Raw genomic sequence first — 13,183 nt, 5'->3', positions numbered from 1 at the left:
GGCTGTCTCTGACAGCGGTTTGGCACCTGGCAAGGGCCGGCATCAGAAACGGCTTGCGAGCCCAGGGGGGCTCGCAAGTTCAAGAGGCAAGTGGTATCACGAATGGGCCCCTGCGGGGCCCGATACGGACGCTTGCCATCGGCACAGTCAGTGCTTCATCAGGCGGCAGGGGCCGGGACGACGGCATCGGGGGCTGGCTGCGGGCCCTTGTTGTACTCCTGCTCGAAGTACTCACGCACCATGGGGGCCGACAGACCGACCACCACCTGCAGGTTCTTGCCAGAACGCATGACCCCCAGGGCACCGGCCTGTTTGAGGGCCTTGTCATCCTGTACCAGGGTGGAATCCTTCACCACCAGGCGCAGACGGGTCTGGCAGTTGCCTATGGTCTCGACGTTGTCACAACCCCCGACACAACGCAGGATGGCGGCGGCTCTGAGGCGATCTGGCTCCTGACCGGCCACGGCCTTGCCAGACTGCTTGTCGCGGTAGTCCTGCTTGGAGTAGAGACGCACGTCCTCTTCTTCCTCTTCATCGCCACGACCCGGGGTCAGGAAGTTGAACTTCAGGATCATGTAGCGGAACACGAAGAAGTTGATGGCGGCGAAGCCGAGGCCCAAGGCCAGGTGGATCCAGATGAGGTGAGCATGGTTCTTGGCGTAGAAGACCCAGTTGAACAGGATGATGTCGTTCAGACCGCCGCCCATGAAACCGACCACGCCGGACAGATAGAGCGCCACGCACAGGGTCGCGCCTATGACGGCATTGATGAGATAGAGCACAGGGGCCACGAACAGGTAGGTAAATTCGATGGGTTCGGTGATGCCGACCGCCATGGCGGTGATGATGGCCGGGATCACCAGGGCGGCTATCTTGCGCTTCATCTTCTGTTTGGCGGTGGCATAGATGGCAAGGCCGGCCCCCAGGGAGCAGAACACGCTGATGTTGCCGTACAGGGAGTAGCCGGCAGCCGGGAACTGCTCAACCAAAGGCACGGTGGAAGCCGCGTAGGTGGAGACGTTCTCGATCCAGTGGGTATAGAGGCCACCGTCGACCACGGCCGGGCCGAAGAAGAAGGGGAAATAGACGAAGCGGTGCAGACCGGTCGGCACCAGGATCCGCTCCACGAAGGCGAGCAGCCACATGCCGAAGGCATCGGCTTCCACATAGAAGCCCTGCATGGCGTTGATCCCCACCTGGACCTTGGGCCAGAACTCGCAGGTCAACCAGGCCATGGGCAACATGACGAAGAAGGAGATGATGAAGACCAGGCTCATGCCCTGGAAGATGGTGAGGTAATCCGGCAACTTCTTCTCGAAGAAACGGTTGTGGATCCAGGTCACCACGCCGCCGATGATGAGGGAGAAGACGATGCTGGTATCCAGCGTCTTGATGCCCCCCACCAGCGCCAGGCCACTGGAGCCGCCCACTTCCTGATTGAAGTTGACCCCAAACTCGGGCCCCCAGAAGGTGAGCATGCTGTTGGTGAAGTAGTTGTAGGCCATGTAGGCAAAGAAGGCGACCAGCGCCGCCCGGGCCTGACCTGTCTTGGCAAGACCCACGGGGAGCGCCATGCAGAACAGCAGGGGGAAATTGCGGAAGATGGTCCAGCCCCCCGACTTGATAATGGTCATCACCTTGAAGAAGTTGGAGTCTGGGTGAGCCAGATCCCCCATGATATCGGGCATGGTGAGCAGCCCGGTGATGGCGAGCAGCAGACCGGTAAAGGGTAGAAAGGCAATGGGGACAGCCATGGCACCGCCAAAGGTCTGGAAGGCCCCCATAAAGTTCCGTTTGGACATTAAATTTTCTCCGAATGGTTACAGCAATAAAGTGTTCAGGCCAGCCACTGGCCCTGCTCCAGCTCGAGCAGCAGCAACATCGTCAGCGCCTGGGCATAGGGCACGGGCGCCATGGCAATGTCGCAGTAGTACTGATGGTCATGACCCACCATGGTGCCTTTGGAGGCCTCGAGGACGATGCCGTCCCCATCGATGCGCTGCCACACGGCACGGGCCGCCCGCAGCGCCGGTTCCACCGTGCTCTCATCCAGCAGGCCCAGACGGACACAGCGCAACATGCCATAGGCGATCCCCGCCGTGGCCGAGGACTCCTGGGGAGAGAAGGGGTCATCCAGCACCGTGTGCCACATGCCGTTGTCGGCCTGCAGCTCGCACAGGGAGCGCACCTGGCGCGCCACCACCTGGGTGAAGTAGCGCCGCACACCGGCGTCCAGGTGATCCCCCATCAGATCGATGAACTCGGGAATGGCCACGGTGATCCAGGCGTTGCCCCTGGCCCAGAAGGCCTCGGCATAATGGTGCCGGTCGAGGAAGGTCCAGCCGTGGTACCAGAGGCCGCTCTTGGGCTCGCTCAGGTAGCGGGTGTGCAACAGGAACTGGTAGACGGCCTCGTCGATCAGATCCTGCCGTGCCAGCACTCTTCCGGCGGTGCCGAGGAACAGGCAGGTCATGAAGAGGGTGTCATCCCAGAGCTGGCCGGTGTTGGGTTGCTCCTTCACCACGTGCTGGAAGCCGCCCTCTTCGGTTCTGGGCAGGTTGGCCAGCAGATCGTCGGCCCAGGCGTTGACCACCTCGCGCAGATCGGCTCGGCCGCTGTGGCCCGCCAGCAGCGCCAGGGTGATCATGGGGGCAGTGGTGTTGATCTGCATGGCGGGCAGCCCTTTGGCTATCTGCCCCTCATACCAGGCCAGCAACGAGGCTTGCAGTTCGGCGTCGTCCTTGTGCCGGGCATAGCGCCAGAAGCCGTAGAGCCCGACGCCGACTTCCCACTCCCACTGCTCGAACTGGATGACCAGGCCCTGGCTGGCGGTCAGCTCGCCCATGCCTTTGAGCTGGCAGAAGCCGCGAACCACACGCTCCAGGGTAGGGATGAGTGCTTGCTGTTTCATTGTGCCTCTCCACGATAGGTGACGATGGGATCGCATCCCGCCTCGGCGGGGAAGGAGTAGGAAACCCCCTCGATCAGGCAGTTGCCCTGCCAGTCCAGGCGCATGAGCTCAGACTCCGGGGTACAGGCGATGGCCGTCTCGCCCTCGAGGCGGACCTCGAGCGCCGCCATGCGTTGGCAGAAGGCTGCGAAGGCCATGTCGTCGCCATGGCCGACCTCGATATACCAGGCCACCCGGTGCGCCTTGGCGCGATATTCGTTGCCGGCGGTCATCCCCGCCGTCACCGCGCACAGGGGGGTCGAGCAGCCGATGGCGGCGAAGGCATTCCCGGCCCGGATCAGGCAGCAGTGAGTCGTCACGATCACCTGATCGAAGGCCTCTGCCGGCAAGTAAAGGTGGGTCCAGGGGAAGGGATCATCCTCGGCCAGCTGATAGAGCTGCAGGGTGCGGTTTTCCACCTGCATCACCCGCGGCAGCACGCCGTTGCCGGACCAGTAGGAGGGGCGCTGCTCGCCGCCGGGCTCGGCTTCGCCGGGGTGGTTGACCCAGAACTTGGCGTCATGACCGGAGGCGAACTGCACATCCACCAGATGCTGCTGATGGCCGCGCTGACCGGTGTTGTGGTCGACGCAGCTGGAGAGGCTGACGCCCGGCTCCTTCCAGACGACTATCTTGCCGCCTCCCGCCTGATAGCAGGCCGCCAGGGTGCCCTGTTGCAGGGTCGCGTAGCGGTCAGCCTCGAGGGGGGGCTGATAGTCGCTGGCGCAGAACAGCGGCAGTGAGGCGCACTTGCGGTTATACCAGCCGCCGCCCCAGGCGACGTTGCCGTAGGCCGACAGCTCGGTGAGCACGCCGGCCAGCAGCTCTTTCTCGTAGACCCGCCCCATGGTGCCGGCGGCGATCCCTGCCTGATAATGCAGGGAGCTGAGCAGCATCAGCCGATCGATGAGCGCCTTGGCGCGCTCGCGCACCCAGGCATCTCCCGCCAGCTGATAGAGCGCGAACAGGCCGATGTAGTCGACCGGGTAGTAGGGCGCCGAGTTCCACTCGACGAAGCCGTGGCGATCGATGGCATCGAACCACTGCGCCAGACGCTCTGCCGCGATGGCGCGTTGCTGCTCGCCGCTGCGTCCCGAGGCCAGGAAGCGCTCGTGAGGGAACAGCTGGCCGGCCAGGTATTGGGCGGTGTGGAAGCAGAGGGTATGGTTCTCGCTCCAGAACCACATCACATCGTTGCCCGGCTCATCCAGCCAGTAGCGGTAACCGAGTATGGAGCTGCGCACCCGGCGCCACATGGCGGGCTGGAAGTGCTCGCCCTGATGGCGTTGCCAGATCCAGAGCAGCGGAACCAGGGAAAAATCGGAGCAATCCTCGCGGGCGCTGATCCGCGCCAGGGTGTCTAGCAGCAGTTGATCGGCTTCGGCCGTTAACTCGCCGCAGTGCAGCATGGCCAGCAGGCGAGCGGTGCGATCCATGCCATGACGGGCGGTGTGGCGCAGCGCCTGCTGCTTGCGATCACTCAGGCTGGCTGATTGCTCGGCCTGGCCGAGGGGTTGCATGACGTTGACACCGACGCTGCGGCTGATGGTGACGCCGGCACAGTGCATGTTCAGCACGATCTGGTAGTGCGCCGGCCCTATGTCGGCGGGGAGATCCAGGGTCAGCAGCTGGCTACCCGGCGAGAGGGTGCCGAAATCCACCTGACGCACCTTGAAATTGTCATTGCCCATGCCGTGGATCTCGCCTTGCAGGCGAACGGGATGAGCCGGTGCGGCCACGCCGAGCCGGATTCGGGCCTGGTTGTGCCAGGCGCTGAGTTCGGGGCGCATGGCGCCGGCAAACTGGCACAGCTCATCGAGCACGTTGGCATCGATATGGGGCAGCGAGACCCCAAGAGGCGCGTGACCACGGTAGATGAGTCGCAGCGCAAACACCGTATCCCGTTCGAACAGCTCTTCCAGATGGACAAGCAGGGTGTTCTTGCCCGCCTGCAAGGGCAGCATCAGCTCGCAGCTCTGCAGCTTGTTGCGGGTGAAGGGGGTGAACCGGGTGATGGCCACCCCGTCGCACCACAGGCGGGCCCCCCCACAAGTCGACAGCTGGAAGGGATAGTTGCCCGCCTCGTCGGCATGCAACTCCACCTCCAGCCAGCGCTGCACATGGAATGGCACACGCTGGAAGGAGGAAAAAGAGACGGTATCGCTCTCGCCGGTGAAACTCACCTGAGTGCGAGGCAGGGCTTCATCCGGTTCGACGGTGCGCTCGGCCATCTGCTGGCGGAAAATACGCCGGCAAAAGGCATCGTCTTGCGGCCCGGCACCATTCTGGAAGCGGTAATCCATGGCCATGTCCATGGCTTCACCGGCAAAAAACTCGGCGAATCGCTCCTCGCGTGGCTCAGATACGCAAAAACGGGTGAGTGCCGCATTTGGCTCAAGCACCCAATTTCCAAGCTTCATACAACTCTCCTTGAAGCTATTGACACCCATAGGGCTTTATTTATATTGAGTAACCAGACGAACCCCTTTTATGTAATTAAAGGGGTTCGTCACCTTAATGAATATAAAAGCGAATAGCAGTCTTCTTTAACGGCAGTCGATGAAAGTCATTGGGCCGTTTGACATCTGATTTCATCCCTCATTCAACGCAATGATGCAAACTGTGACCTGGGCGACAATATGTCACCAGCCAACCGGTTAATACTTCCTGAATTGGAGCATAACCATAATGCTTGTTCATTCAGTGACAGCAAAATGTCAATTTAAGATAAGTCAGTATTGCGTGACACAAGGCCCATATTCAGTGATGAATTGTCATTCGTAATGAATGTAAGGGTTCATTGGATTCCCTTTTTACTTCATCTCTCACGACCTTTTATTTGCCGTGTCATCGGACCAAATTGGCATCGACTTTCAAGGGTGCTGTCGTTATTCACTGACCCCAATGGCTCTTGATGCCGCAGAGATGAACCTGGGGGCTCTGCCATGAGGGGGGAGGCTCAGGCTTAGAAGATGTACTCAATCCCGACCCGCCAGCGCCACTGCCAGTCATTGGGGTAGGGGTTGTCATCGGCCGGATCGTTGTATGATACGTAGCCGATTTCGGTGAAGGGTCGCCAGTTCTTGTTGATGGGCACGCGGATGGTGACGTTATTCAGATATGAATACTCTTCGCCATTAAAGTCAGGATAATCGAGCTTCTTATATTCGAAGTCATAGGCAACAGACCAATTCTCTGCGTTATAACCAAGGTAATAATTCAACTGAAAATAATGACCGTTCTCCTTGTTGAGTGAATCATCGTAGTTACGCTGACCCACCCGGAAACGTGCGGCAGTATAAAAGTTGGGATTGAACCAGTAAGTTGGTTTGAAATGAACACGCAGATCTTGCACGTCATTGGTGATCTCGGTATTGAATCCGGCTTCCCACCACCATTTGTCATTGGGCTTGGCAAGATAGCTCAAGTCATATTCAGTGCCCGTGGTATGAAGTTCATCGAAAGCACCTTCACCCTCACCTCCGTTGGTAAATTTGGATTCGACGCCAAATCCCCAACCATTATCGAAGCGGTGGGAAACCACCAGACGATCGCTTTGTTGATCCTGTTTTTCCAGGAACTCGTGTCGATAATTGAGGCTCCATGCATTTGCATTCATGCTGGTGAGCGCCGAGCAGACGGCGATGGCTGCACATGTGAATTTCAACGTCATAACGTTCGATCAATCCTATGAAAAAAAGCTACTGACAGTGGTCCCATTGCCAGATAGCGCATGTGGCTTTCAATCTGGGTTGGACTCGTTGGGGTCGAGTTTGGTGGCAAGGCACGGCCGTGGGTTGTGAAGGTCAGCACGCGCATCTGCGAGGACGTGCCGACCAGGTTTCATCTCACCAGGCATTTTGCAATTTCAAAACGACGGTTCAAATATAGTTCATTTGGTGTTTCATTTACAATGGTGGCGACATGATCACATCCAAAAATGGGATCTGCATCTATATAAAATGAAACGATGTTTCTTTTATGGTGGTGGAGGGGGTTGACTGGAACTTGGGGGGGAACATTCATGGCTCGAAGACGAGCAGGCGGTGTTTGCGATGAGCCAGAAATGATCTGGCCCTCGGAAAGAGGGCCAGGGAGGATGGACAGTGTGTCTGCGTGTTTAGCCCTGGCGAGCCTTGAATCTGGGATTGCTCTTGCAGATCACGAACAGCTTGCCGCGTCGACGAACGATCTGGCAATCCGGGTGACGTGACTTGGCTGATTTCAGGGAGGCGAGCACTTTCATGATGTCTCTTTTCCTTTGTTGAAGAATTGGCCGAATCGCTGACCGAAGCGGGCAACCTGTCCTTCCTTGCCGACCTGCTTCTGCTTGCCGGTATAGAAGGGGTGGGAGGCACTGGAGACATCCAGCGTCACATAGGGATAGGTGTTGCCATCTTCCCATTGCTTGGTGCGATCGGTCTGCAAGGTAGATCCGATCAGGAAGCAGGTGTTGCTGGCCAGATCGTGAAACAGGACCTTGCGGTATTCAGGGTGAATATTGGGGCGCATGATTGTCTCTTTTTGTTATGTTATAACACAGGCTGATGATGCGATGAATGAGAACCAATATCAACCATTTTTTCTCCCGAGGTGACTAGGCAGGATGAAACGCGCTCAAGGAAAGTGAGCGGCAGGGAATGCGGATGTGGTCATGACAGGGAGAATGATGGATTGTTGAGCGATGGAGGTGGAACGAGAAGCTGAGCCTTTACTTTTGGTTTTTACTGTATAAAAATACAGTTAACCATTATGGAGACCTATCCTATGCGCCTGGAAATCATCATCGACAGAAAACATCAGATCCCCACTGCGACCATGGAGGCGCTGCGCCAGGAGTTGCTCAAGCAACTGGGCGAGCGATTCCCTGATCTGCATGTGCGGGTCGCCCCGGGCAGTGCCATGGCCCTGACGGTCAGCCGTGCCAGCAAGGAGGACAGGGAACTGGCCGAGACCATGGTGCAGGAAGTATGGGAGAACGCCGAGAGCTGGATGCCGGAGGCAGAAGGCGCCGAGGCCTGATCAGGGCAGGCTTCCCCCGTTTGAACGAAACGCAGCTCAAGGCTGCGTTTCGTGTTTGTGGGCAGGGGGCCGGGAACTGAGCCAGGCCAGAAAAATCAGAGCCCGGCCCAGCGTTTGAGGCTACCGCTCTGTACCCGCTGGTTGGCCTCTGCGATGTCCCCATTGGCGCGAAGCGCCTTGAGGGCAATGGGCAGGGCAGTGCGCACCTCGTCGGCCGTCATCCCTGCCCGGAGGGCGGGATGATAGGCGAGCTTGAGCAGCACATAGTCGAGGCCGGTGGGGAAGCTGTCGATGCTGTTGTCATTGAAGATGGAGGGAAACACCTTGTTCGAATCGTTGGGCAGCCCCATCACCTGGGTGAGCTCTTCCACCACGCAATCCAGGAAGCGGCCCTTGGCCCGACTGTAGTCCACCGGGATGATGATGGTGGCACGGGTGATCTCGTAGCGGGCATTGGTGGCGAAATTGGCCAGGCAGATCCCCTCCTTGAGGGCAATGCTGACGGAGTCATCCTGGCGCATGGTACGGCCGGCCCAGCTGGCCATCTGCTGGTGCCTTGTCATGATGAGGGTGAGATTGGGGTTGTCGTTGACAAGCTGTATGGGGTGGCCGGTGATCCTGGCCAGATGCTGGCTCTGCACCTTGACCACCTCGGCCTGCAGCGCCTTGTCGCCAAATTCGTTGATGAGCTTGAGGCGGATGGGGCCTTGCCAGCGGGAGAAGCGTACCTGGGCCTCATGCCCATATTCCCGCTTCATGGCGACTTCCATGAAGCTTTGGACCAGATAGTCGTTGCTCTGCCAGCGTTCGGCGGCCTGCAGGGTGCAGGGCAGCAGCGTGGCGAGCCACAGGGCCAGCATCCGGCCTGGCGTGATATGACGACGGCTGTGCCCTGAACGAGTGTGCCCTGGGATCATCTTGCCTCCTTGCAATCGATAGGGTCAGCCCGAGGAGCGTTCGATGTCACGCCAGGTGAGCCAGAGCCTGAGATCGAACTCCAGTTGATGATAGTCCGGTTCCATGTGCTGACAGAGCTGGTAGAAGGCCTTGTTGTGATCCTTCTCCCGCAAGTGGGCCAGCTCGTGCACCACTATCATCTTCAGGAAGGCGGGATGCGCCTCCTTGAACAGGGCGGCGATGCGGATCTCGTTCTTGGCCTTGAGCTTGTTGCCCTGTACCCGGCTGACATAGGTGTGCAGGCCGAGGGCATCCTTGATCACATTGATCTTGCCGTCGAAGATCACCTTGGAGAGCGGCGCCGAGCTTTTCAGGTAGCGGTTTTTCAGCTCCATGGTATAGGCCAGCAGCGCCTTGTCACTCTGGACGAGGTGGGTCTCGGGGTAGCGTTTGGCCAGCATCTCGCCGAGTTTTCCCGCCGCGATCAACTGCTGTACCTGGCTCTTGAGAGGGTCAGGATAGCCCCCCAGATAGGTCAGTTCGGCCATGATGTCTCCCCCTTCACACTAAAAAAGAGCGCCATTGTAATCATGATGGGCCCCCTTGAACACACGTCTTCACACCAATGAAAGGGGCCGTCGCTGTTGCCAGCAACGGCCCCGACTTTCGTCAATCGGTCTCAGCGACGGCGATAGAGACCCGGATCCACCTCTTCGTAGCGGTCCGTCAGATATTGATAGAAGGCGAGGCTGGAGGGAGAACTCGGCGTTTTCAACTGCTCTGCCACCCGCTCCGGCTTGGCGATGATGAACTTGGGGTCCTGCCGCCTGATGTCGGCCAGCACCCGCTCGCGCACGTCATAGGGCGGGTTGACGTTGGCGAAGAACAGATAGGCGGAGGCGGGCTGGCGATCTGTCCACAGATAGTATTGCGGCTGTATGCCATCGACCCAGATCTTGTCGGCAGGCCCGGTCTCGGCCTTGATCCTGTCGACCCTTACCTGGGCCGGCGGATTGAACGGCTTGCCCTTGAGGTTGCCCTCCCAGGCGTTGTTGACCAGGAGCGCCAGCATGGCGAGCGACGCCAGCCAGGGGGTGGCGCTGCGTACATCCCAGGCGCGCCAGAGCGGCACCAGGATGAGCACCGGCAGGGCCCACAGCAGACTGTTGCCGAGCACTTCGCGCACCCGCGGCAGCGACCACTCCTTGGTGCTCCAGCCGTAACCGAGCTGCTGGGCCAGCAGCCAGCTGGCGGTCAGCACCACCAGGGAGATGCAGAGCAGGCCCAGGGCGTCGGACTGCTGCTCGCTGCGATCCAGCAGGCAGGCGAGTGGCAGCAGGCCAAGCTGCAGGTAGAGCACGTCGTAGTGATCGAACACGTGGCCGGAGACGGAGTTGGCTATCAGGGTGAAGAGCACGCCGAACAGGGTGGCGCACAAGGCGGGCAGATACCACTCCTGGCGGCGTCCCAGCATCAGCACAATGAAGGCCGGCAGCAGCATGACGAGGCCGGTACGCAGCAAGCCGACGGCCCCCACTTCCGGGGAGAAGCCGTTGCCGTAGCTCCCCTCGAAGAAGATGCCGAAGGCGTAGTATTTGAATTCGGCCAGCAACCCGTGGTGCTGGAAGTAGGCAAACAGCGGGCCGCCGATCAGGGCCAGCCCCAGCAGGCTGGAGCAGAGCAGACCGAAGGCGCAGCGCCACTGCTCACGCAGACACCAGTGGCAGAACAGCACCAGATACCAGGCCCCCCAGAAGGCGCCGTTGTTGGTGCGCATCCAGGCCACTATGGCGAAGGTGAGGGCCGCCACCAGGGCCGGGCCCCAGCGAAACTGCTTGTCCAGCAGCAGGGTGATGAAGGCCCACTGGGCGATGAGGGCCAGGTGGAAGGTCCAGTCCTCGGTCATGTTGCCGTAGTAGTAGCGGGTACTGTAGAGCGCGAGGAGCGCCAGCATGCTGCCGAGGCGGGCCCGCAGGGAGAGACCCAGCTGGGAGAAGGCCTGCCAGCTGGCGAGCAGGCCGAGCCAGCAGAGGACCCACTCCAGCAGCCAGATCCCGAAGAAGCCCCCCAGATGGTAACCGAGCGCATCGAGGGCGAAGATCATGGGGCCCTTGATGTCGATCATGTCCCGGTAGAGCACGCCCCCCTCGCTCCACATCTTGCCCATCACAGCGAACAGGGAGGCATCAAAGCCGGGCGCCATGCCGTGGAACAGCGGGTTGCGCAAGCAAAACAGCAGCGCCATCAGGGCGGTGAGCAGGACAACCAGCGGCTTGAGCCCGGGGTTGTAGCGCTGAGGGGTAAAACGGATGGCGTGATTCATGGATGACCTGTTCCTGCGGGAAAGACGTAAAAGCGGGCCTATCTTGCCGAGGCCGGCAGTCCGATGCAATGGGCTGGGGCGATGTGTTTGAAATAATGTATAAAAGTAACGTTTTCAGTGCCTGCATTGCACAAGACGAACGGCGGTGCCTGGTGTTGCCGAGGCCGGCAGTCCGATGCAATGGGCTGGGGACTGTGCTCGAAAAATGTAATAAGCGCCGCTCTCACGAAGAAAAGCGGCGCCTTGACAGGGGATGGCCCGATGAGGGCCTCAGGCCATGGGACTGGCACCCTGGTATTCCACCAGCGGCGGCAGGGGGGCCAGCTCGGGCAGATGGCGGGCCCAGCGGATAAAGGCATCGGCCAGGGTAATGCCGAGCTCCTGATTGTGCTGGGTCAGGGTGCGGGCCAGGGCCGTGTAGCCCTCCTTGCCGGAGGCGGTGTAGGCGCTGGAGACCCCCCGATAGATGGCATCCATCTCGACGCTCTGCCACTGACCCGGGCTCGCCTCCCATTCGAGGCGGGTGATCCGGCTCCCCTTGGGCCTGTCTGCCTGATAACAGAAGCGCATCCCGGCGGTATAGGGGAAGCTGCCGCTGCCATTGCCGACCACGCCGTTGTTGGTGGCGTTGTCGATGGCACCTTCCAGCGCCTCCGCCAGCTCATGGCCGTGCACCCGGTAGAGGGTGAGCGGGATGGCAAAGGGCAGCAGGCGCCCGGCGATGTCCGCCTCGCTTAGGGGCCCGGGCTCGAGAGAGCAGCGCACCCCCCCTGCGTTGTGCAAGGCGAAATCCACCTGACCCACCTGTTCGCGGGCGCCGGCCAGCATGGCCTGGGCCACCAGGGGGGCGACCTGACTGCCGGCGGGCAGGGCGGCATCGGGCAGGCGCTGATGGTGCAGTGGCCCGGCGAGGCGGGTCACTATGCGCCGGGTCATGGTCTCGAGCTCGGGCCGGTAACGTTTGGCCAGGTGCTGCTCGAGCTCGGCAGCCTGCTCGCAGAAATGGAGGCCTGCCGGCGGGGGCGAGGCAAAGGGCCAGGGCTGCCAGGGTAGCCACTCCAGCTGGCCGCGGCTTCGGCAAACTCGCCCGCGCTCATCAAATTCCAGCTCGCACACCCCGAGGCAGAGGGCGCTGTGGGCCGCATGCAGTATGGCGACCCCCTCGATCATCAAGGGGTAGCTCCCCTCGCTTATCAGCCCGAGCGGGGCCAGATCCCCCAGCTGGCTGTGGGTGTGACCGCCGACAATCAGGCTGAGTTCGGGGAAGCGGGCCGCCAGCCGCTTGTCCTGCGCCAGCCCCAGGTGACTGAGCAATATGATGTGCGCTATTCCTTCGGCCTTGATCTCGCCGAGGGCGGCGCTGAGGGTCTCCTCTATGCCGTGGAAGCGGGTGTGGGGATCCGGGCTCGCGATGGCGGCCATCTGCGGCAAGGTGATGCCGAGCAGGGCGAAGGGGACGCCGTCGATGACGCGCCTGTGCCAGGGGCGGCTGGCATCAAACAGCTGTGGCAAGCCGTGCAGTCGCAGCGGGGCATCGGCCGGCTCCTGGCTGCTGTCGAGGTTGGCGGCCAGCACCGGATAGTCGAGCTGGCGCAGAAACTCCACCAGCGGGCCGTTGCCGAGATCGAATTCATGGTTGCCGATCACCATGGCATCCGGTCGCAGCAGGCCGAGCAAGTCGGCGTTGGCCCGTCCCTTGAAGCGGTTGAAATAGAGCGACCCCTGGAAGGTGTCACCCCCGTGCAGCAACAGGCAGGTCTGGCCCGCGGCGGCGGCCTGCTGGCGCAGGGCGGTCAGCCGGGTCAGGATGCGGCCGTAGCCGCCACATTGGGTGCGCCACTCGGACTCACCCTCAGGGGAGAAGCGCATGGGCGCGCCATCGAAATGGGAGTGGCAGTCACTGAAGTGGGCAAGTTGAACCGTAATACTCAAGGCTCGGTCCTCCTTAGGGAAAAAGAGCACCGAGTCTACTGCAAGGGGTGGGGGGGATG

11 protein-coding genes are annotated in these 13,183 nt (G+C 60.8%); 1 reads left to right on the top strand and 10 read right to left on the bottom strand.

What is annotated here, in order from left to right; genetic code table 11:
• Window positions 1–158: 158 nt before the first annotated feature.
• The 6 genes from G4923_RS10395 to G4923_RS10370 all read right to left on the bottom strand — a co-directional run bounded on the left by G4923_RS10395 (window position 159) and on the right by G4923_RS10370 (window position 7,462).
• On the bottom strand, window positions 159–1,802 hold the full coding sequence (locus tag G4923_RS10395; protein ID WP_111910955.1) for an alpha-glucoside-specific PTS transporter subunit IIBC: 1,644 nt from the start codon (window positions 1,800–1,802) through the stop codon (window positions 159–161).
• Between the two features lie 35 nt (window positions 1,803–1,837).
• Window positions 1,838–2,911, bottom strand: a complete 1,074-nt coding sequence (bglB, locus tag G4923_RS10390; protein WP_111910956.1) for a beta-galactosidase BglB — start codon at window positions 2,909–2,911, stop codon at window positions 1,838–1,840.
• Window positions 2,908–5,370: a hypothetical protein gene (locus tag G4923_RS10385; RefSeq protein WP_163136967.1), complete on the bottom strand. Its 2,463-nt coding sequence runs from the start codon at window positions 5,368–5,370 to the stop codon at window positions 2,908–2,910. The genes bglB and G4923_RS10385 overlap by 4 nt, the downstream gene beginning before the upstream one ends.
• 545 nt (window positions 5,371–5,915) lie before the next feature.
• Window positions 5,916–6,623: an oligogalacturonate-specific porin KdgM family protein gene (locus tag G4923_RS10380; RefSeq protein WP_106887010.1), complete on the bottom strand. Its 708-nt coding sequence runs from the start codon at window positions 6,621–6,623 to the stop codon at window positions 5,916–5,918.
• Between the two features lie 447 nt (window positions 6,624–7,070).
• Window positions 7,071–7,196, bottom strand: a complete 126-nt coding sequence (ykgO, locus tag G4923_RS10375) for a type B 50S ribosomal protein L36 (RefSeq protein WP_010674479.1) — start codon at window positions 7,194–7,196, stop codon at window positions 7,071–7,073.
• On the bottom strand, window positions 7,193–7,462 hold the full coding sequence (locus G4923_RS10370; protein ID WP_025326721.1) for a type B 50S ribosomal protein L31: 270 nt from the start codon (window positions 7,460–7,462) through the stop codon (window positions 7,193–7,195). The genes ykgO and G4923_RS10370 overlap by 4 nt, the downstream gene beginning before the upstream one ends.
• A 255-nt stretch (window positions 7,463–7,717) precedes the next feature.
• Between G4923_RS10370 and G4923_RS10365 the strand changes: the two genes are divergently transcribed.
• Window positions 7,718–7,972: a DinI family protein gene (locus tag G4923_RS10365; protein WP_025326722.1), complete on the top strand. Its 255-nt coding sequence runs from the start codon at window positions 7,718–7,720 to the stop codon at window positions 7,970–7,972.
• Between the two features lie 95 nt (window positions 7,973–8,067).
• Here G4923_RS10365 and G4923_RS10360 read toward each other — a convergent pair whose 3' ends face one another.
• The 4 genes from G4923_RS10360 to G4923_RS10345 all read right to left on the bottom strand — a co-directional run bounded on the left by G4923_RS10360 (window position 8,068) and on the right by G4923_RS10345 (window position 13,124).
• Window positions 8,068–8,832, bottom strand: coding sequence for a DUF2927 domain-containing protein (locus G4923_RS10360; RefSeq protein ID WP_163137060.1), 765 nt, complete (start codon window positions 8,830–8,832; stop codon window positions 8,068–8,070).
• Window positions 8,833–8,913: 81 nt separating this feature from the next.
• Entirely contained in the window at window positions 8,914–9,417 is a 504-nt protein-coding gene (locus G4923_RS10355; protein ID WP_111910960.1) for a M48 family metallopeptidase, read from the bottom strand.
• 131 nt (window positions 9,418–9,548) lie between these two features.
• Window positions 9,549–11,192 (bottom strand): hypothetical protein, encoded by a 1,644-nt coding sequence (locus G4923_RS10350; RefSeq protein WP_162627260.1) that lies wholly within the window; start codon window positions 11,190–11,192, stop codon window positions 9,549–9,551.
• Between the two features lie 270 nt (window positions 11,193–11,462).
• A complete protein-coding gene (locus G4923_RS10345) occupies window positions 11,463–13,124 on the bottom strand; it encodes a bifunctional metallophosphatase/5'-nucleotidase (RefSeq protein WP_163136966.1) in 1,662 nt (553 codons plus the stop codon).
• Window positions 13,125–13,183 lie beyond the last annotated feature (59 nt).

Source organism: Aeromonas rivipollensis (assembly GCF_010974825.1).
GTDB lineage: Bacteria > Pseudomonadota > Gammaproteobacteria > Enterobacterales > Aeromonadaceae > Aeromonas > Aeromonas rivipollensis.
The sequence above is the reverse complement of the archived record's forward strand: the minus strand, read 5'-3'. Positions and strand labels throughout refer to the sequence as shown.

What these genes read in the sequence shown, in the direction of transcription:
- G4923_RS10395 (WP_111910955.1), bottom strand. Translation starts at nt 1,802, where the DNA reads ATGTCCAAACGGAACTTTATGGGGGCCTTCCAGACCTTTGGCGGTGCC.
- bglB (WP_111910956.1), bottom strand. Translation starts at nt 2,911, where the DNA reads ATGAAACAGCAAGCACTCATCCCTACCCTGGAGCGTGTGGTTCGCGGC.
- G4923_RS10385 (WP_163136967.1), bottom strand. Translation starts at nt 5,370, where the DNA reads ATGAAGCTTGGAAATTGGGTGCTTGAGCCAAATGCGGCACTCACCCGT.
- G4923_RS10380 (WP_106887010.1), bottom strand. Translation starts at nt 6,623, where the DNA reads ATGACGTTGAAATTCACATGTGCAGCCATCGCCGTCTGCTCGGCGCTC.
- ykgO (WP_010674479.1), bottom strand. Translation starts at nt 7,196, where the DNA reads ATGAAAGTGCTCGCCTCCCTGAAATCAGCCAAGTCACGTCACCCGGAT.
- G4923_RS10370 (WP_025326721.1), bottom strand. Translation starts at nt 7,462, where the DNA reads ATGCGCCCCAATATTCACCCTGAATACCGCAAGGTCCTGTTTCACGAT.
- G4923_RS10365 (WP_025326722.1), top strand. Translation starts at nt 7,718, where the DNA reads ATGCGCCTGGAAATCATCATCGACAGAAAACATCAGATCCCCACTGCG.
- G4923_RS10360 (WP_163137060.1), bottom strand. Translation starts at nt 8,832, where the DNA reads ATGCTGGCCCTGTGGCTCGCCACGCTGCTGCCCTGCACCCTGCAGGCC.
- G4923_RS10355 (WP_111910960.1), bottom strand. Translation starts at nt 9,417, where the DNA reads ATGGCCGAACTGACCTATCTGGGGGGCTATCCTGACCCTCTCAAGAGC.
- G4923_RS10350 (WP_162627260.1), bottom strand. Translation starts at nt 11,192, where the DNA reads ATGAATCACGCCATCCGTTTTACCCCTCAGCGCTACAACCCCGGGCTC.